Raw genomic sequence first — 19,369 nt, forward strand, 5'->3', positions numbered from 1 at the left:
CACTGTCTCACGAGGAGCCAATCATGCACGACTCGCGTACGTCCGCTCCGGCGGCGAGCAGCGGCATCGTGGTGGTCGGGGCCGGGCTGGCCGGTCCGGTCGCCGCGATCTACCTGGCCCGGCGGTTCGGCCGGGTTACCGTACTGGAACGGCATACAGACCCCCGGCACATCCCGGCTGGGCAGGGCCGGTCCCTCATGGTGATTCTGTCGGACCGAGGGTGGCGCGTGCTGCGCGAACTCGGCCTGGAGAAGGCCGTGCGCCGGATCTGCGTTCCTCTCACGGCCCGGTGCGGTCACCTGCCGGACGGCAACACCGTGGTGACCCCCTACAGCCGGGACGGAATACCGATCTGGGCGGTCGAACGGCACCGGCTGCACCGCCTTCTGCTGGACGCGGCCGAGGCCGAGCCGGGGGTACGTGTCCATTTCGAGCGACCGGTCCTCGCAGTGGACCTGGAGGCACCGGCACTCCTGGTGCGAGCGGGCACCGCCGAGCGGTGGATTACCTGCCAGCATGTCCTCGGCTGCGACGGCGTCCACTCCGTGGTCCGTGCCGCCCTGGTCGACCAGGGCGCTCAGGAACAGGTCAGCATCCTGGAGCTGGCCTATCAGGAGATCGTCCTGGACCTGCCCTCCTGCGATCGCGGGCTCATGCACTACTGGCCTGCCGGTGACGCGCTCTTCGGGGCCTTCCCGCTGGTCTCCTCCCCGCTGTTCGCAGGCTCGGTGTTCCTCCGCAGGGAGGGACCTCGTCCGTCCTACGCTGCTGCGGCCATCGGCCGCGCTCTGGCACAGCAGTTCGCCGAGGTTTTTCCCGCACTGGCTGCCGGCATCCCGGACCTTGAGGAGCAGCTGGCGACCAAGCCGGTATCCGCCGTGCGGCTCACCCGGTGCGACAGATGGGCCCTGGGCGGCACGGCCGTGCTCGTCGGCGACTCTTGTCATGCCATGGCCCCCTTCATGGGACAGGGCATGAACTGCGCCTTCGAGGACGTCCGCACGCTCGTGAGCTGCCTGGACCGCGAGCAGGACTGGGAGAGGGCGTTCGCGGCGTACGAGCGGATCCGCAAAAGCGACGGCAACGCGATCGCGGACATCTCCTACCAGCACTACCGCACGATGTCCCGGTTGCCGGACCCCCGGCAGGAGGCCGAGGAGGCCATCGCCCGACGGCTGGTCTCCCTGATGCCGGACCATTTCGTTCCCCTCTACGAACGCTGTGCGTTCAGCGAGGAGAGCTACAGCTCGGCGCGCGCCGAGGAACGCCGGCTGCGCGAAGTCGCCCGGCGGATCCTCAGCCGCCACGGCTCCGACGCCGCCGACCTGTCCGATCCGCAACTACGCGCGTGCGTCTCGTCCGCGTGAGTCCGCGGCTCACACCAGGTGTGTTCACACAAGAGGGAATTGCCGGGAGGGCACAGTGATTTTGGTCGTCTTCAGGTCGCGTTTCTCCAAGCAGGTCGACGACGCGTACGGAACAACGGAAGAGCATTTGGCCAAGAAGGTGCGGGAGATGGCCGGCGACGATCTCGTCCATCTCAAGAACTACGTGGCGGAGGACGGCGAGCGCCTGGCTCTGGTGTGGTGGCGGAACCCCGAGACACTGGAGAAGTGGCGCAACGATCCCGAGCACCAGGACGCTCAGCGGCTCGGCCGTGACAAGTGGTACGAGTTCTTCGAACTGAGCGTCGCCGAGGTCGTCCGCACCAGTTCCAGCGTGGGCCCCGAGGCGTACCCGGCTCCGTGAGCCTCCGTGCCGCTCACAGCGCGGCGAGCACCGCGCGCGTCACCTCCCGAGTGCTCAGTGAGCCTCCCAGGTCCGGGGTGACCCGCCCGGCCGCGATCGACCCGGCGACCGCCGCGTCGATCGCGGCCGCCTCGGTCTTGTATCCCAGATGGCGGATCATCAGCCCGGCGGTGAGCAGACACGCGAAGGGATTCGCGATGCCCTGCCCCGCGATGTCCGGGGCCGAGCCGTGCACCGGCTCGAACAGCCCGAAGCCGCTCTCGGGGTTGAGACTCGCCGACGGCGCCAGACCGATCCCGCCAGCCAGCGCGGCCGCAAGGTCACTCAGGATGTCGCCGTACGAGTTGCTCGCCACGATGACATCAAAGCGGCCCGGTTCGGTGACGAGCTTCATTGCGGCGGCGTCGATGTAGAGATGCCTGGTGGCCGTCTCGGGATGACGCTCCGCGCTCCGTCGCCAGCACTCCTGCCACAGGCGGCCGCCGGCCCGCACCGCGTTCGCCTTGTCCACAAGACACACCTCGCGCCGGGCCGTGAAGAACGCGTAGTCCAGGATCCTGGAGACGCCGTGCCAGGTGTTGATGTCGGCGTCGATGGCCACTTCCTGCGGTGAGGAGGTACGGAGGTTCCCGCCGATGCCGCTGTAGAGCCCCTCGGTGTTCTCGCGGACGATCACGCAGTCGAGCATGCGGCTGGCCGGGTCCCGCAGCGGGCTGAGCCGGTCGTGCCACAGCCGGACGGGTCGGCAGTTGGCGTACAGGTCGAAGCTGTGCCGCAGGGACAGCAGAACACCGCGTACGTAGTCGGTCTCCTCCAGGTCAGGCCGTCCGATGGCCCCCAGCAGGACAGCGGAACTCGCGGACACGCGCGCCAGGTCCGCCTCGTTCAGCGCCAGGCCGTCGCGGCGGTACCGGTCCGCGCACACATGGTCGAGAACGTCGGCCGACAGACCGATGCCGAGCACGTCCAGCACCTGAAGCGCGCATTCGACGACCTCGGGACCGATGCCGTCGCCGGGGATGACGGTGATGGAATCCAACGGGTCACCTTTCCTGGGGTCGGAAAAGGGGAGCATTCGCCAACCACTGGAGGATGTCGGTCCGGCGTACGGCCAGGCTAGGTGCCTCCCGTTCGCTGACTCTCCGGTTCTGTCACGCTTCATTCACCACGGGGCTCGGACTCCCTCTGGCTTTCCGCGTTACTTGGGGGCGTTCCCGTGCCGCAGCGCTCGCGGATCACGGCTGGGTGGGTACGGGGAGCCGGGGTGGCCATGGGCGGATGGAAGGTGCGGCGGGTGCGCTGCAGGTGGCCCTCTGGGCGCTTTGGGAGAGCGCTGTCGCCTACCGGACGGACCGTCCGAACTGGGTGACGCACCAGGGAATCCCGCTGTCGGCAGCGCAGATGGTGTGGCCGCTCCTGCTGGCGGTGGCCCTGCAGACCCTGTGGAAAACCGCGGGCACCGCGGGGCAGCAGGTCTTTCGGCCGCTGCTGATGTCGGACATCGGGCCCGGGCGCCTATGGCGGACCGGTACCCCGCCCCGGCCGCCGTCGGCCCGGATGTGCCGAGCGCGGACATCCGCATCGGCTACGCGCGATGGCATGAACGGGTTCATTGGTTCGATGCCCGTGGAGCACGCGCTACTTGTAGGCACACCTCGGTAGTGCTGCCGTTTGAGGCGTCTCGCCGCTGAGTTTGCCGTCCGGTTTATTGGCGGTCGCACTTTCAGCTCTGGGACCCTTCTCGTGTCCAGAGGTCTGCTTCATCTGCCCGGACATACAAGGTGGTTGGGTCACCAGCGGCACGGAAGCGGACGGACCTTCGCCGTCGAGCCGAGCCGCGGCGCCGCCCGAATCGCCCCGACGCTCGGCTGCCCGATATTCCGGACTACATCTCCTGGACACTGTCCCCGGGCGGCACCGACCCCCACGACACCGCTGGCGCCGCACTAGCCACTTACCGATTCGCCGTCCGCGCCGCCCATCAGGTGCCCTTGTGGCCGGCGGGAAACGTGACGCGGCTCGGCGTCGCGATCCACATGATGACACCCGCCCGCGGTGAAGGGTCGGCGGCGAAGCCGCGGCACTGTCCGTCGTACGAGAGACGCAGATCGGCTGATCATTCCGTTCGCGCACCTCTGCAGGAGGGTGGCCCTCCCGCGCGACTGTGTTCAGTCCAGTCCAGGCATTGCGGATACAGGCCCATGGCCTCTGTATTTCAGCGTTGCAGGACCGACAAGCGCAGCAAGTACTATCCGTGTGCGAAGCCGCGTTGTGGACACCCGTGGACGGTCCGGTACCGGGAGCCCGGAGGGCATACGGGCCGTCAGCGCGAGGTGAGCTTCCCGAAGAAGAGCCAGGCCCGCCAGTTCGCCACCCAGGCCGAGCACCACAAGCACCAGGGACTCTTCGTGGAGCCCAAGCGCGGTGCCGTCACCGTCCGCGCATACGCCGAGGATTGGCTGGAGCGCCAGCTCGTCGGGGGAAGCACCTACCGCAACTACGAGAGCTTTCTGCGTATCCACCTCCTTCCGCAGCTGGGTCACAAGACGCTCGCCGGCGTGGAGCGGGCGGACATCGAAAGGTTCGTCGTCGCCCTCGGCACGCGGCTGGCCGCGAGCACGGTGCATGACCGCGTGACGCTGGTCAGAAATCTGTTCAAGACCGCGGTGGAGGAACGGCGCATCGCCTACAGCCCGGTGGACGGCACCAAGCTCCCGCGGGTCGGCACCGGCGCGGTCGACGAGGACGCGATCCCGAGCCGTGAGGAGGTCGACCTCATCGCCTGGCACATCGGGCCGTACTACCGCCTGTCGGTGTACTTGCAGGCCGGCGCGGGCCTGCGGGTCAGCGAGGCCCTCGCCTTCGCGACCCAATGCCGCCGTGCTGGCGCCATCCGGGTGCGGGAACAGGTGAGTTGGACGGCGCACCGGGCCGACTGCCGGGACCGCTTCGGTCCCCTCAAACACCGCATCCCCGGCGCCTACCGTGACGTTCCCCTGCCCGCCTTCCTGGAGGAGGAGATCGACGTGCACCTGCGGCGCTGGGGTGTTACGCCGGTGGGGGACCGGGACGTGATCTGCGCCCGGCGCGGGGCAGCGGCGGGCACCATGCCGACGGCGACCACCTACGGCCCCCACTTCCGGCGGGCGGTGTGGGCGGCCGGCCTCCTCGGCCGGGACCGGGCCCCCAAGTACACGCCGCGCACCCTGCTCCACTTCTTCGCCTCCACTGCCCTGGCGCACGGCGTCCCCCTGCACGAGGTCTCCCGGTGGCTCGGACACACGTCGATCAAGACGACCGTCGACAGCTACGGGCACCTCGTGCCCGCCGCGTGGGAGCGCTGCCGGCAGACCCTGCAGCAGACCCTGGGCCCGGCGCCCGCCGACCGCCCCGCGGCGGAGCGGCCCGCGGTCGCCCACCGGTCCGCCCGGGCGCTGGACGGAGATTTTGGGGAACACTGATCCGTTCTTGCATGCCCACGTGTGGCCGCGTTTCGAGTGGGAGCCTGCCGAGCTGGTGGGTGCGCTGGTGTGGCTGTATCCGCGTGACCGGTGGAGTGACGAGCGGTCCGGGCTCGGTCCGCAGCACGATGTGCTGTGAGGTGCGATGGGCAGCGAACTGGACCGGCTGCGCTCGATGTCCTGACGGCGTGGGCCTTGCGACCGTCAGGTAGGCGGGCCCGGTGATCAGTGACGGTCAGTGGACGGTCACGGACCTGCCGACAAGCGCCTGCGCCGGATCGTTGCGATGGCGAGCGTGGTTTGAGATCAGGAGACGTTTCCGGCAAGGTCAGGGCTAGGTTCCTCGGGCCATAGCCGCAGCAGCCAGTGTTCTTCGCCGTGCGGTGTGGTGACGCCTTCGGCGCGCTTGGCGCGGGCGTTGTCGCTGCCGCGGCACCACGCCTCCAGGACGTAGTCGCCGGGCGTGAGGGGCAGGCGGTGCTGGGCGGCGAAGCGGGAGACGCCCGAGGACAGCGCGATGCGGCCGCCGTCGACTTCTAGGGGTACGCGTTCGCTGCGCTCCCACGTCCCGTCGGGCGCGGGCGGTTCGGCCGACCAGGACTCCAGCACGACGTAGGGGTAGTGGTCCCCGAGACCGCTTGCGAAGATCGCCGAGGCGCAGGCGCTGGTGACCAACTCGTCTCGGGGAATGGGTGGTTCGTCCTCGGGACCTGTGGCCAGGATGGAGGCGGTGTCGTCGAGGCGGAACATGTTGCGTTCCACCAGGACTTCCCCGTCGGCGGTGGACAGCAGCTGCGGATGCCCGGGAGACATGGTGCCCTCTCTGAGAACTACGGGTGGTGCCGCGGCGTCCGCGGCACCACCCGTAGTTCGTGCTCTCGTTGGCTGACTAGTTGGTGACGTCGACCCAGAACGGATCGTTCACCTTGTCGGTGTCGTCCGCAATGATGCGCCGGTAGGTGTAGAAGCCGTTCATTACGCCGCCGCCGGAGGCGTTGTCGCTCTTGCTGATCGGTTCGACGGAGAAGTTGTCATCGAGTGTGGCGCCCTCCAGGGTGCTGGCGAAGGGGTACTCGTCGCACTCCAATCCGTCCTGGGTGTAGTTGGGCCAGTAGAACTGGCAGGTGGGGATGGCGACGTCCCGGTGTGCCTGGACCAGTGCCGGATCCTGGGTGCGGTGCAATGGGCTGGTGCCCGGCCGGCCCGGGATGACCTTTCCGGCCTTCGGCGGCATCGTCTGGTCCGGGTGATAGAGCGCGTTGAGGATGTGGTCGGCCGCGCCGCCGGACTGGGCGACGGAGAACATCATGGTCTCGGTGACCCATGGGAAGACGCAGCCGGTGCCCGCCGCAGTGCCGATGATGTAGCTCGCGGAGTCGCAGCGGAACAGGCTGTCCGGTCCGTCGGCGTTGGCCTGCTCGGCGTCGGGGACGTTGAAATGCCAGTTGAGGGCGGCGTAGCTGAGCTTGTCGGGCCCCCAGCCGGAGGATTCGGGGCTGGTGTAGTCGTAGAAGCGGTACGCGGTGCCCTCGGCGGCCCAGGCGGCTACCGGCTCGGTGTATGGGCCGTCGAAGGACTCGGACTGGCAGGCACCGGAGTTGTTCTTGGCAGTGCAGGTGATGTTGGCGGTCAGCACCATGTCCGCGGTGTCGCCCCAGGTCCACCAGTTGTCGAAGACCTGCAGGACATCGATGGAGCGCCCGCTGTTCTGTGTGTACTGGATGTCGGTGACGTCGGCGTCGGCCGCGCCCTTGACCGTGCACCACCACAGGAAGCAGTCCTCCTGGAGGAAGTGCAGGCCGTGTGCCTGGCAGGAGACGAAGCGGGACTTCCCCCAGCCGTTGCCGGAGGACGCCTGATCGTGCTGTCGGCACTCGCTGACGGTCATGTTGTCCTGGTCGCCGGCCGCGTCGGGTCTGGCGGTCTGGGCCGCCTGCTTGGTGAGGGCGACGGAGCCGGCGTGCGCCTTTCGCGCGGCCTGGTGGGCGGCCAAGGTGTCCCTGGCGGCCCGGTCCTTGGCCGCATGGCCATGGGCATTGAACTCGGGGCTTTTCGCCGTGCTGTCCAGGATCTGACCGAGCGTCTGGTTTCCGGTCCTGCTCTGCTTGCCGGAGGGCGCGGTCACGGTGAAGACGACTTTGGTGTGGTGGCGACCGGTGGCCGCGCCGGCGGACGTCGCACCGCCGAGAGCCAACGGAATGGTCAGAGTCAGCACCCCGGTGGCGCCGACGAGGCGGCGCGTCCATCGCTTCAGCCCGCCGCGACAGCCCGTTAATCGCTGCTGTGCATGCGTCATACAAACCCCCTGTTGTGACGCCAGTTCCCAAGCGTTGGGAACCGCCAGCAGTCTTCATCCGCCGATGGAGCAGCTCAACAGCTTTGGGAGATTCGTCCGAAAAGCTGCGGGCGTCTGCCGGGGACTCCGGTAGGCAGGCAGTCGCCGGGCGCATATAGGTGAGTATTGCCCGCGTCTCCCAGATCGAGAGGGGTACGGTGGCGGCCGTGGATGTGCTTGGCTGCCGGGTTGAGCCCTGGGTCGGCGGCTCGGCCTATTGGCGGACTTCGGGGACCGCACGGTGCGCATGCCGGGCAGCGGCAGACCGGACAGCACGGCTGCGCGGCCGGGCACGCCGAACGGGATGCGCGGGCGACGAGTGCACTACGGCTGATGGATCCATGCTGGATCGTGTTCCGAAATGGCCGATCGACGCAGGTCGTAGCGGAGTCGCCGATGTTCCGGTTCAACGTTTAGGCGGCGCTGTAGCGTTGATGCGGTGATTTAGCAAACGTGCTGGTCAGGCGGGGTCGGTCCCTTTGGGGGTCGGCCCTGTTCGTGTGCCCGTTGCTGGATCCGTGCTGGATTGGGTGACGGGTCGTCAGCTATCGTCGTCCCTGGTTATCGGTACGGTTGCTGGATCGGTGCTGGGTGGGGCTGACGGGGTGTCTGCGGAATGGGACGGGTCCGGCTGCGGAATCGGTGGTTGGCGGGCCTGGTGCGGGGCGTGCGGGGTGGCGCTGCCCTTGCACGGCTTCAGCTGCTACACCTCGGCGGTCAGCTCCTCGGGACAGCTCCTCCCGTATCCGGCGGGGGAACCTGTGGGGCCGCAGGGCTATCTCCCGGCCGCCCGCTCATGGAGTATGCGGCCCGCGCCGAGTTGCCAAGAGCGCCTACGGCGGCGCTGCGCGCTGAGCTTCGCTCACCCGGGACAACTCTCCCGGCTCCCGGTAGGCCGGGGAGAGGTCCACGGGGCGCGCATGGCGCGGGGTGCCGGGGGCTTACGGGTGGTACTTCTCCTCGACCGTCTCGGCACCGCCGGACTGGGAGTTCATGGTGACGCGGACAGTCACGCTGTCGGTCTTCGCGGCCTTCTCCAGCTGGTCCACGGTGCACTTCGAGGTGCCGTAGCCGTCGTGGCCGATGGTCACGCGGCCGTCGGTGTCGGAGCAGATCGCGGCCGCGCCGAGGATCCGCGTGGCGTTGGAGACCAAGAATGCCTGGTCCATGCCGCCGCCCTGGGGCTTGACGATCAGCTTGCCGGGCGCGAGGTACTCCAGCGTGCCGACGATCGTGTGGTGGTCACCCGCGTTGGCGACGCCGCTCCCGCCGGAGGCGGACACCGGCGGGCAGTAGCCGGTCTGCTCGCCGATGGTGTTGATTTCGGCGTTGGACCTCCGGTCCCCCGCGTAGTTGATCTGGTTGGTGCAGCTCACCCCAGGCTTCTTGGGGGTGCCCGACGGCTTGGCGTGGGCGGAGCCTTGGCTGCCCCTGTCAGTGGGTTGGGTGCCGGGCTGTGCGGAACTCGTGGGGGCGGACGAACTGGTGGAGGATCCGGCGGCGGAGGTCGCGTCGTTGGGTCCGCACGCGGTCAGCGCCAGCCCCGCGGCGACGAGCATGGCAGTCGACAGGCCCCAACGAGCAGTCCTGGTACGCATGGTGTCCCTCTCTCGCTTTCGACGGTGTCGCCCCGCATCCGGTGGCGATGAGTCTGATCCCGCCCCCGGACGGATCCAACCACCGGCGGCTGCAAAGACTGTGGCACGTACAACAACCCAAGTCAGCGCCTGTTACAGCCCCGTGGCGTAACGCCATACACGTCACGACAATCGACACCGGAGCATTGCCACCCAGTCCTCACTTGAGCAGACCCAGCAACGGGATTCCACGTTGTGCTGTCCTCCGTCCGAAGAGCCCTGTAACGATCAGCAAGCCCGAGCCCGCGAATACGTAGGACTGTAGGGGAGTGGGCAGATGTAGCCGGCTGACAGCAAGCACCGCCAAGGGCACAGGGAACGCAGCCGCAGGCTGATGACGAAGGGCTGGTGGGGGTTCGCGACGCGGCAGGGCTCCTGGTCGTTCGGTTGGTGATCTCACTCATCAACGCCCGGACACAGGAGCCCTGTTGGTCCCGTATCGAGCCATGCTCGATGTTCCGCATGAGGTGGTTGAGCATGTCGCGCTGCGCCTGATGCACCTTGTAAGGACATGCCTCGGCGCTTTCTGTACTGGCCCCTACGGCACCTTCCGTCTGTACATGGACGCCCGGCTCGGCTTGGGGCCGGCCCTGGCCGTGCCCCGCTCCGTACCCCGGCGGATGTTGCCGCCCGATCAGTCACGGAGCTGCGATGAAGGACTTGCCGGCCTCACCGACCCCTGCATGAGCGAGGCCGCCTGGCTAACGCGCGAGGGGTCGGCTCAGGATGAAGGATCCGGCGCGGGCCCCACTGGCTGGACCGTCGAGGCGGTTGTCTATGCGCGATCTGAAGGTGGTGTGGCGGTGGCGTCTGGGGTTGTTTCGGTTCTGGTGTAGAGGACCTCGCGACCCTGCTGCGCGGCGTGGATGAGTCCTTCGCTGACGAAGTCGAGGAAGCGGGCGGCATTCTCCAGGCGGGTGGCGGCCGGGGTGCCGCGGCCGAGGATGCCGACGCCCTGCCGTGCGGTCTCGATGAACTGGTCGTTGGCCCGGGCGCTGCGGATCGTCGACTGGTACCAGAGGTCGTCGTCGACGATGTAGCGCTCGCGGCGGCGTTCGTCGCGTTCTCGGCGGACGAGGTCCAGGCTTTCGAGGAACGTGATCGCTTTGGAGATGGACGCCGGGCTGACCTGGAGGCGCTGGGCGAGTTCGGAGGCCGTGAGGCTGCCGCTGTCGGTGGTGTAGAGGCAGCCCAGTACCCGGGCCATCATCTTGGGCAGGCCCGAGGTCATGAAGACGGTGGTGAGGGTCTCCTGGTAGTCGCGTACGGCCTCGGCGTCGCGTCCGTAGGGTTGTTGGAGCGCCTGTGTCCCCTGGGGCGCGGCCTGCTTGCGCCGGTGGGTGCGCTGCTGGGTGGCGCGGTGGGCCAGGTCGGCGCGGTAGCCGGTGGGGCCGCCGTTGCGCGTCACCTCACGCGTGATCGTGGAGGTCGGACGGTCGAGACGGCGGGCGATCTCGGCGTAGGCCAGGCCGTCGGCCAGCCCCACCGCGATCTGCTGGCGCTCCTGCTGGGTGAGCCTGCCTCCCGGCATCACGACCCCCTTCATGCCCCACGGGTGCTCCATGGTGCTGTTCGGTGTTCCTTGACGCCCCCACCGTAGCGTTCATCTTCAATGTATTGCAACGGCCGACTGTTCAATCGTTGCGTTAAGCGAGAGGGCGTTGCAATGATTTCCGCGCCATGACCTGCATAGATGCTGCCCATAGGCAAAGATCGCGTTGCGTAAATTTGGAAAGCAACGTAGCGTTTTCAGTGTTCTGAAACAGTGAGCCGTAAGCGTTAGGGAGAGCACGATGCAGAAGTTCGACACCCCCGCCCCGATCTCCGCCGTCCTGGACATCCCGGCGGGACGCGTCCAGTTCATCGCCGCGGACCGGGCCGACACCGCGGTCGAGGTCCTGCCTGCGAACGCCTCGAAGGGCCGCGACGTGAAGGCAGCGGAGCAGACCACGGTCGAATACGCCGACGGCGTCCTGCGGATCGAATCTTCGGCGAAGGACCAGTACTTCGGCCCCTCCGGATCCATCGAGGTGACGGTCAAGCTGCCCGCCGGTTCCCGGGTCGAGGCCAAGGCGGCCAGCGCCGAACTCCGGACCCTCGGCCGCCTCGGCGACGTCGCTTTCGAAGGCGCGTACCGCCAGATCAAGCTGGACGAGGCTGCGAGCGTCCGTCTCACCGCGGTCGACGGCGACGTAGAGGTCGGCCGCCTCGGCGGAGCCGCGAAGATCAGCACCGCAAGGGGCGACATCCGGATCGCCGAGGCCATGGGCGGCACGGTCGTGCTCAGCACCCAGTCCGGCGACATCACGATCGGCGCCGCCCGCGGAGTCTCCGCCTCCCTGGACGCCGGCACCGCCTATGGCCGCATCAACAACGCCCTCAAGAACGATGGCACCGCCGATCTCGACATCCGCGCCACCACCTCCCACGGCGACATCACCGCCCGCAGCCTGTGACCCGCTCCCTCCAAAGGGGCACCCCTCAACACCAACCCGGCCATCGGGGCGAACGGGCTGCGCACGTCCTACGGCGACAAGACCGTCTGAAGTGCCCCCAAGATCACGGGCAGGTGCAACCGGACCTGACCACCACGGGCCCACCGGGCCGAACTCGCGAACGCCATGGACGCCGCCGGGGAGGCGTCCCGCACGGCGAACGCAGCACGGCCACCGCCCTGGATGCGCGCAGCCACCGCCCAGGACGCGCCCGGCGGCAGCCACACCTCACCGGGCCAACCAACCAACCACCCACCCACGCAACCCACAAGGAGCACACAGCCATGTCCCTCTACCTCACCGACCAGCACAGCGGCTTCTCCGAAGCAGGGCTGCGCAGAATCCGCGACGTGCTGGCACGGCATGTGGAGTCCGGGAAGATTCCTGGACTCGTCGCCCTGGTCAGCCGGGGCGGTGAGACGCACGTCGAAGCGGTCGGGGCGATGCGCCATGACGGTGGCGCGCCGATGCGCCGGGACACGATCTTCCGGATGGCCTCGACGTCCAAGCCGGTCACGATGGCGGCGGCGATGGTCCTGCTGGACGAGTGCAGGCTGCGGCTCGACGACCTGGTGGAGCCCTGGCTGCCCGAGCTCGCCGACCGCCAAGTGCTCAAGCGGGTCGACGGCCCGCTGGACGACACCGTGCCGGCGCGGCGGCCGATCACCGTACGGGACCTGCTGACCTCCACCTTCGGGCTCGGCATGGATCTGACGGCGCTGGGCACCCCGATCATGGACGCGGTCTTCGAGCGGGGCATCTTCAGCCAGAGCGCGACAGCGCTGGCCGCGCCGGACGAGTGGATGCGCCGCCTGGGCACGCTGCCGCTGATGCACCAGCCCGGAGAGCACTGGCAGTACCAGATCAGCAACGATGTGCTCGGTGTGCTCGTCGCCCGGGTCACCGGGCAGTCGTTCGAGTCGTTCCTGCGCGAACGGATCTTCGGCCCGCTGGGCATGAAGGACACCGGTTTCCATGTGTCCGCCGGCAAGATCGACCGACTGCCGCCCTGCTACACCCCGAACCCGCAGACCGGGGAGTTCACCGTGTGGGACGAGGCGGTGGGCGGGCAGTACAGCGCGCCTCCGGCGTTCCAGTCAGGCGGCGGCGGTCTTGTCTCCACCGTCGACGACTACCACGCCTACTTCCGGATGCTGCTGAACCGCGGGACGCATGACGGCGAACGCATCCTGTCCCGGCCGGCCGTGGAGCTGATGACCACCAACTGCCTCACCCCCGAGCAGCAGGCCGCCCGCAACGACCTGGCCCGCAACAACGTCCACATCTCCTTCGGCCAGGGACAGCACGGCGGCTGGGGCTACGGCATGGCGGTACGCACCTACCGCGGCGACTACGCGCCGATCGGCCAGTTCGGCTGGGACGGCGGTACCGGCACCACCGCCTACGCCGACCCGCACAGCGGGCTCGTCGGCGTCCTGCTCACCCAGGTCGGGCTGTCCCTCCCGGCCCCGGCACAGCTCATCCACGACTTCTGGACCACGCTCTATCAGGCGATCGATGACTGACATCGACGACTGACACCGACCTAGCGTCCCGCGTGGGCCCGCCCTTGACCCACGACACCCGACAGCCAGGCCCCTGGCCGCGAACCGTCGACATCCCCACAGGATTTGGCCACGGCCCTGTCCGCCAGGGCCGGGTCGCCCGAGGGCGAGATCCCCTCGGGCGGCCCGACCCGCCGGGCCAGCAGGACCGCACCCTCCGTCCGCTCAATCGCATCCCACCACCACAGATCCAACGGAGCACAGCCGTGTCCCTCACCCTCACCAGGCAGGATCGCCCGGAGCTGCAGAAGGCCATCGAGGAGATCGTCGATTCCGGTTTCGCCGGGGTGCAACTGCGCGTGAACGATGAGCGGGGCGAGTGGGTCGGCAGCGCCGGGGTGCGCAAGCTGGGCGAGGGCGCCAAGCCGCCGACCAACGGGCGGTTCCGGATAGGCAGCACCACCAAGACCTTCACCGCGACCGTGGTGCTGCAACTGGTGGCCGAGGGCAAGATCGGACTGGACAGCCCGGCGGATGACTACCTACCCCAGTTCGGGCTGGACCGGCGGATCACGGTGCGGATGCTGCTGCAGCACACCAGCGGGCTGTTCAACTACACCGGCGAGTACTACGACGACGGGACGGTCGCGCCGGGGATCCCCTGGCAGGGCCAGGAGTACATGGACAACCAGTTCCACACTTACCAGCCGGACGAGCTGGTACGGCTGGCGTTGTCCAAGCCGACGCGGTTTGAACCGGGGACGGACTGGAGCTACTCCAACACCGACTACGTGCTGGCCAAGTTGCTGATCGAGGAGATCACCGGCCGCTCGTTGGCCGAGGAGATGCAGCGGCTGATCCTGCGGCCGCTGGGACTGTCGGGCACCGTGGTGCCGGGCGCCTCGCCGGAGATCCCCGAGCCGCACGCCCACGGCTACTACCGGTACGAGCACGCCGACCAGTGGAAGGTGGTCGACGTCACCCGCTTCAACGTCTCCTGGATCTCCGCCGCCGGTGACATGATCTCGACCACCGAGGATCTCCACACGTTCTTCTCCGCGCTGATGAGCGGCAAGCTCCTGCCGGACTCACTGCTGGCCGAGATGCGCGCGCCGCACCCCAAACTCGGCTACGGCCTGGGGCTGTTCGTGGAGGAGACGGACGGCGGCACCATCTTCAACCACAACGGAGGCTTCTTTGGCTGGGCGGCGCTGATGTACAGCACGCCCGACGGCAGTAGGACCCTGACCGCCTCGCTGACCACCGGTGACGCCGAGCTCGACTTCGCCGCCACGGCCGAGGCGTTCCAGAAGGCGCAGCACAGGCTCGTCAAAGAGGTGTTCGGCAGCGGGCAGGCCGAGCCGGCTCACGAGGCGGCTCGGGTCGGCTCAGTAGACCGGGCCGAGGAGCACGAACCGGGCCACGCCAAGCTCGCTGAGCTCGGCGTGGCTGCCCCGCCGAGATGTCTTGGGGCGAGGCGTGTGATCACCCGTCACCTCATCGGGTACCGCTGATCGCGGCGGCTACGGCGCCGCGGTGTGATGCGCTGGGTCGGCCCGACCAGGCTGGATGCGTGCTGGATAGGGGCGGTGCAAGCCCTGCATTAGCAGGTGACAGCGGTGCGCCGGAAGTTCCGGTTCAAAGGGTTAGGCGCTGCCATGGCACTGGCATGGTGATCAAGCGAACCTGTAGGTCAGGCGGGTTCGGCCCTGGTTGGGTTCGGCCCCGTTCGTGTTCCCGTTGCTGGATCCGTCCTGGGCTGGCTGATGTCCCGTCATATTTGCCATCTCTGGTCACGTTCGGTCCGGCCCGCTCATTCTGTCCAGATCTGGCGACGGTGAGGGCGAGCTCGTGCGGGGGAGTTGTAACCGCTCGTCCCGTGAGGTGGTGCACAGGCGCGGTGCCGTGCGCGGCCTACCCGTCGTGCACCTCGTGCCTGGTTTCCTCCCTGTCGACGCGCCGCTGACAGGGGTCCGTCGGCGGGCATCGGGGGAGCGGGGCTGCAGGCCTCGTCGCCGCCGGGGGGAGTGCGACTTTGGTGCCCCAGCATTCGAGTTGGTGGCGCAGCGAACCGTGCGTGCTGTCGATGTTCACTTCGTCATGGCCTGCGGCGATGTCCTCCATGCTTTGCATGACTACGACCATGCCCGGCCCCGGGGTCGAGAGGTGTCCTATTCCAGGCGATGAGGACGGAGCGGCCGCCGTGCTCTGCTGGCCCAAGTCATCTGCGCGGTATGGGCCTTGGGTGCGGGAGATGCCTCCTAGGCTGGCGGAGCATCAACTGCACGGCTGAGCAGGGTGGAAAGACTATGGGTGGCCTGACCGAGGCGGATCTGCGGGCGTTGGCCGGTGTGCGTTCCTTCGAGCGCGGGCTTGGATACCTGGACGCGGTGTCCGGGGTCGAGGTCGGTGACGGCTGGGTGACCGCGACCGTCTACGGCACGCAGCGGTATGTGGTGGAGCTGACGCTGCCCGAGCCCGGAGGGCTGTCCGGCGAGTGCGACTGCCCGTACGGTCTGGAGGGCAACTTCTGCAAGCACCTGGTCGCCCTCGGCCTGACCGTGCTCGCCCGGTCGGAGAGCCTGCCGAAACAGCGGAAGGCGGCCCGGGAGCGCGCACAGGACTTCGACACCTGGCTGTCCGACCTCTCCAGGGACGAACTGCTGGCCCTGCTACGGGAACAGGTTGCCGAGGACCGGCAGTTGCGCCGCCGTCTGGAGCTGCGGGCCGCGAGCGCCCGGGGAGACCTCGCCGGGGTCCGGGCCCGTAGCCGTGAGCTGCTCGACTTCGGTCCGTTCGCGCAGTACGGGTACGTCGAGTATGCCGATGCCCGCGCCTATGCCGACCAGGCCGGGCAGGCGGTGTCCGCGATCAGGGCGCTGACCGGCTCGGGCCGGGCCGCCGACGCGATCACCCTGGCGCGGGAGGCGATGCGGCTGCTGGCCGAGGCGCTGGAGAGTGTCGACGACTCCGACGGAGGGCTGGGACAGATCGGTGCCGACCTCGCCGACGCCCACCTCGAAGCGTGCCGTGCGGCGCGCCCGGACCCCGGAGCGCTCGCGCGCTGGCTGGTCGGCCATGTGCTCGGTGACCTCGACGAGCTCACCGAGATCGATCCGTTCGACTACGAGGATGTCCTCGGTGAACGGGGGATGACCGTCCTGCGGGAGCTGGCGGTCGAGGCGTGGCGGCGCAACCGTACCGGCTGGGCCGAGAAGTACCTGATGGAACACCTGGCCAAGGCGGGCGGGGATGTCGACGCCGTGATCGCTGTGCACGCGGCCGACCTCGCGCCGAACGGTCACACGCACCTGGTCATCGCCCGCGAGCTGGACACCGCGCGGCGCAGCGACGAGGCCCTGGATTGGGCGGAACGCGGCATCCGGGAGGCCCAGAACCTCGCCGCCGTCGACACGGCCCTGCTCGATTACCTCTGCGACCGCTACGCGCAGGCTGCCCGGCTCCCCGAGGCCGTCGCGCTGCGTCGCGCCCACTTCAGGGCCCGCCGCACCCTGCTCGCGTGCCAGCAGCTGCGTGCCGCGGCGCGGGCCGCCGAGAGCTGGCCGGCCGAGCGCGAGGGCGCACTGGCTCTGCTGCGCGCCGACGCCGCAGGGAACCGGCGCGGCGGGAACGGCCAGTACGGCGGGGGTGGCTGGTACGGCGGTGCCCTCCTGGTCGACGCCCTGCTCGACGACAAGGACCTCGACGCCGCCTGGCTGGCCGCGACCGAAACCGGTGCCCACGACCGGCAGTGGCTCGCTCTCGCCGACCAGGCCCGCGCTGGCCGTCCCGCTGACGCGCTCGGCGTCTACCTGCGTCTTGCCCAGCCGCTCACCGAACAGACTGGCAACGCGGTCTACGAGCAGCTCGTCAGCCTGCTGCTGGGCATCCGCGACTGCCACCGCCGTCTGGGCACACCCGACGAGTTCACGGGGTACGTCACCGCCCTGCGCACTGCCCAGAAACGCAAGCGGAACCTGATGCGCTTGATGGACGAGCGCGGTCTGTGAACCGGGACGGCGTCTCGGGGCCTACGCAACCAGCCCGTTCACGCCTCCTGGGACAAGTCCCGACCGTGATCCAGGCAGCCTTGCGCTCGTATCCGCCCGTGCCATGGCCAATGCCGTAGCCGGGCAGGGGCGGTGTCAGGCGGGTTCCGATGGGGCTGCCGCGAGTTCTTGATCAGCAGACTGGCGAAGTGGTGCCGGAGGGCGTGCGGGCCGGTGCCCATCGGTAAGCCTGCCTGCTTGCAGGCGGGGCGCCATGGGCCGTCCATGAAGTGGGTGTGGACGACCGGGTCGCCCTCGGGAGCGGTGAAGAGCCAGCCCTCGGGACCGTGGACGGGAAACCCCTTCAGGCGCGCCTCCAGGGTTCCCCGGGACGGAGGCTCGTGGCGTAGCCCAGCAGGACGAGGCCCCGGTAGCGAGGGGAGATCCTCGCTGCCAGTTGGCGAACCTGGTCGACGGAGAGGGGCATGACCGCTTGCGGGGGACCGGAGGCGACTTCGCGTCCACGCAGGGGTTTTCGGGGATCATGCGGTCGCGGACCGCCGTGCGGAAGACTGCGCGAACCGTGTTCAACACGGTTCGCGCAGTGCCTGGCGGGATGCGGCCGCTACGCGACCCGGACGCGTCCGAGGACGAGTAGGGACGTCGGCGCGCCGCGGCGGGGTTCGCGGTGCCCCGGCCTCCCCGCGGCGGGGTCCAGGAGATCAACGACCTGCCGGATCAGCCGGCGCAGGTCCCGCCCAGCGATGGAGAGTTCGGCTGCGCGGGGCTTGCAAGCCCGCCGACGGGAGCTGCTAGCGTTATTGGCGGACGTACAGAAGTCACGGTCCGGTCGGTAGTCCGGATGGCGGTTTGATCGCTCGTACGGTGCCCTTGACGGCATGTCCAGTGCGTCCCTTTTCGTTCATTCATCGAGAAGGGACATGCTGTGTCGAATCTGCATGTAATCGTGGCCGGGGGCGGCCTGGGTGGCCTGGCCCTCGCGCAGGGACTCCGCCGAGCGGGGGTCAGCGTCGCCGTCTACGAGAAGGACGCCTCGGCGTCCTTCCGCAACCAGGGCTACCGCATCCGCATCAACTCCGACGGCATCGCCGGGTTGAGGGCCGTGCTGACGCCGCAGGCGTACGAGGTGTTCGTGGCCACCGCGGGAATGCCCGGGCCGCGCATGGACACCCTCGACCACCAGCTCAACGTGGTTCACCCGCAGAACCTCCCGGCCGACCCCGGCCTGCCCGGGGGCGGCCACCTTGCGGTCAACCGCATGACGCTGCGGCAGATCCTGCTGTCCGGCCTGGCCGACAGTGTCCACTTCGGCGCCCAGTTCACCCACTACACCACCGACCTGTCGGGCACGGTGACCGCGCACTTCGCGGACGGCAGCACCGCTGTCGGCGACGTGCTGGTGGGCGCCGACGGCGTCAACTCGGCGACGCGCCGGCAGTACCTGCCCCGGGCCCAGGTCATGGACGCCGGGCTGCGCCTGCTGTACGGCAAGATCCCCTTCGTCGGCCAGGAAGCACGCGCCCTGGTCCCACCCGAGCTGCTGGGGCTGTGGACCACGGTCGTGGGCCCGGGCCGGCGGTTCGTCGGGCTCGCGCCGGTGCAGTACCGCGAGCCGATGCACAAGGTGACGGCCCGCCTGGCTCCCGACATCGAGCTCCAGGCCGAGAGCGACTACGTGACCTGCGTCTTCGGTGCCCGCCAGGAGCAGTTTCCCTGCACCGACGCCGAGTTGTTCGCCATGAACGGCGAGGAACTGCAGGCGCTGACGCTGTCGCTGCTGGAGGGCTGGCACCCCCAGATGCGCCAGATCGTGTCCGGTCAGGACCCGGCCTCGATCTTCCCCGTCTCGGTGCGCAGCAGTGTGCCCGTCGCCGCATGGGAGACGACCGCGGTCACCCTGCTCGGCGATGCCGTCCACGTCATGAGCCCCGCCATCGGCGTGGGCGCGAACACCGCCCTGCGCGACGCACGCGTCCTGGCCGCCCGGCTCGCCGAGGCCGCGGGCGGGCGGCCGCTCCACGAAGCCCTGCACGCCTACGAGAGCGAGATGCTCGGCTACGGATTCGACGCCGTGCGCGAATCGGCCAAGCGAGGACACGATCTGGTCGGCCAGAACCCGCTGCCCGTCCCCGAAGGCTGACCCCGCGCCCCGCACCCCGCGCCCCGCACCCCGCACC

13 protein-coding genes and 2 pseudogenes are annotated in these 19,369 nt (G+C 68.9%); 10 read left to right on the plus strand and 5 right to left on the minus strand.

Going from position 1 to position 19,369, the window contains the following annotated elements:
• Nucleotides 1-23 precede the first annotated feature (23 nt).
• Both P2L57_RS37330 and P2L57_RS37335 read left to right on the plus strand, forming a co-directional pair.
• On the plus strand, nucleotides 24-1,367 hold the full coding sequence (locus P2L57_RS37330) for an FAD-dependent oxidoreductase (RefSeq protein ID WP_275822527.1): 1,344 nt from the start codon (nucleotides 24-26) through the stop codon (nucleotides 1,365-1,367).
• 55 nt (nucleotides 1,368-1,422) lie between these two features.
• Nucleotides 1,423-1,749 (plus strand): antibiotic biosynthesis monooxygenase family protein, encoded by a 327-nt coding sequence (locus P2L57_RS37335; RefSeq protein ID WP_275822529.1) that lies wholly within the window; start codon nucleotides 1,423-1,425, stop codon nucleotides 1,747-1,749.
• A gap of 13 nt (nucleotides 1,750-1,762) precedes the next feature.
• Here the strand turns inward: P2L57_RS37335 and P2L57_RS37340 are convergent, their stop codons facing one another.
• The gene (locus tag P2L57_RS37340) at nucleotides 1,763-2,788 is read right to left on the minus strand and encodes an isocitrate/isopropylmalate dehydrogenase family protein (RefSeq protein ID WP_275822531.1); all 1,026 of its coding nucleotides are present in this window, start codon (nucleotides 2,786-2,788) and stop codon (nucleotides 1,763-1,765) included.
• Between the two features lie 1,294 nt (nucleotides 2,789-4,082).
• On the opposite strand from P2L57_RS37340, the gene P2L57_RS37345 reads away from it, so the two are divergent.
• Nucleotides 4,083-5,210 carry a tyrosine-type recombinase/integrase gene (locus P2L57_RS37345; RefSeq protein WP_275822533.1) on the plus strand — a complete coding sequence of 376 codons (1,128 nt, stop codon included), beginning with the start codon at nucleotides 4,083-4,085 and terminating at the stop codon, nucleotides 5,208-5,210.
• Nucleotides 5,191-5,349: pseudogene (locus P2L57_RS37350) on the plus strand (diadenosine tetraphosphate hydrolase); the annotation flags it as partial. The gene P2L57_RS37345 and the pseudogene P2L57_RS37350, both read left to right, overlap by 20 nt.
• Before the next feature lie 167 nt (nucleotides 5,350-5,516).
• Here P2L57_RS37350 and P2L57_RS37355 read toward each other — a convergent pair.
• The 3 genes from P2L57_RS37355 to P2L57_RS37365 all read right to left on the minus strand — a co-directional run bounded on the left by P2L57_RS37355 (nucleotide 5,517) and on the right by P2L57_RS37365 (nucleotide 9,143).
• Complete coding sequence (locus tag P2L57_RS37355; protein ID WP_275822535.1) at nucleotides 5,517-6,023, minus strand: hypothetical protein; 507 nt, start codon at nucleotides 6,021-6,023, stop codon at nucleotides 5,517-5,519.
• Between the two features lie 76 nt (nucleotides 6,024-6,099).
• Entirely contained in the window at nucleotides 6,100-7,506 is a 1,407-nt protein-coding gene (locus P2L57_RS37360) for a NucA/NucB deoxyribonuclease domain-containing protein (RefSeq protein WP_275822537.1), read from the minus strand.
• 980 nt (nucleotides 7,507-8,486) lie between these two features.
• A complete protein-coding gene (locus P2L57_RS37365) occupies nucleotides 8,487-9,143 on the minus strand; it encodes a hypothetical protein (RefSeq protein WP_275822539.1) in 657 nt (218 codons plus the stop codon).
• 426 nt (nucleotides 9,144-9,569) lie between these two features.
• On the opposite strand from P2L57_RS37365, the pseudogene P2L57_RS37370 reads away from it, so the two are divergent.
• Nucleotides 9,570-9,694: pseudogene (locus P2L57_RS37370) on the plus strand (IS5/IS1182 family transposase); the annotation flags it as partial.
• A gap of 263 nt (nucleotides 9,695-9,957) precedes the next feature.
• Here the strand turns inward: P2L57_RS37370 and P2L57_RS37375 are convergent.
• Entirely contained in the window at nucleotides 9,958-10,713 is a 756-nt protein-coding gene (locus P2L57_RS37375; protein WP_275822554.1) for a GbsR/MarR family transcriptional regulator, read from the minus strand.
• A 262-nt stretch (nucleotides 10,714-10,975) separates the two neighbouring features.
• Here P2L57_RS37375 and P2L57_RS37380 point away from each other — a divergent pair, with 262 nt between their 5' ends.
• The 5 genes from P2L57_RS37380 (at nucleotide 10,976) to P2L57_RS37400 (ending at nucleotide 19,332) form a co-directional block, all read left to right on the plus strand.
• Nucleotides 10,976-11,638: a DUF4097 family beta strand repeat-containing protein gene (locus tag P2L57_RS37380; protein WP_275822541.1), complete on the plus strand. Its 663-nt coding sequence runs from the start codon at nucleotides 10,976-10,978 to the stop codon at nucleotides 11,636-11,638.
• Nucleotides 11,639-11,961: 323 nt separating this feature from the next.
• Entirely contained in the window at nucleotides 11,962-13,203 is a 1,242-nt protein-coding gene (locus P2L57_RS37385) for a serine hydrolase domain-containing protein (protein ID WP_275822543.1), read from the plus strand.
• Nucleotides 13,204-13,448: 245 nt separating this feature from the next.
• Nucleotides 13,449-14,696 (plus strand): serine hydrolase domain-containing protein, encoded by a 1,248-nt coding sequence (locus P2L57_RS37390; protein WP_275822545.1) that lies wholly within the window; start codon nucleotides 13,449-13,451, stop codon nucleotides 14,694-14,696.
• 795 nt (nucleotides 14,697-15,491) lie between these two features.
• Nucleotides 15,492-17,192 carry an SWIM zinc finger family protein gene (locus P2L57_RS37395; RefSeq protein ID WP_275822547.1) on the plus strand — a complete coding sequence of 567 codons (1,701 nt, stop codon included), beginning with the start codon at nucleotides 15,492-15,494 and terminating at the stop codon, nucleotides 17,190-17,192.
• 925 nt (nucleotides 17,193-18,117) lie between these two features.
• Entirely contained in the window at nucleotides 18,118-19,332 is a 1,215-nt protein-coding gene (locus P2L57_RS37400) for an FAD-dependent oxidoreductase (RefSeq protein ID WP_275822548.1), read from the plus strand.
• The last annotated feature ends 37 nt before the right edge of the window (nucleotides 19,333-19,369 follow it).

The sequence above is a fragment of the Streptantibioticus ferralitis genome (assembly GCF_029223525.1).
Taxonomy (GTDB): domain Bacteria; phylum Actinomycetota; class Actinomycetes; order Streptomycetales; family Streptomycetaceae; genus Streptantibioticus_A; species Streptantibioticus_A ferralitis.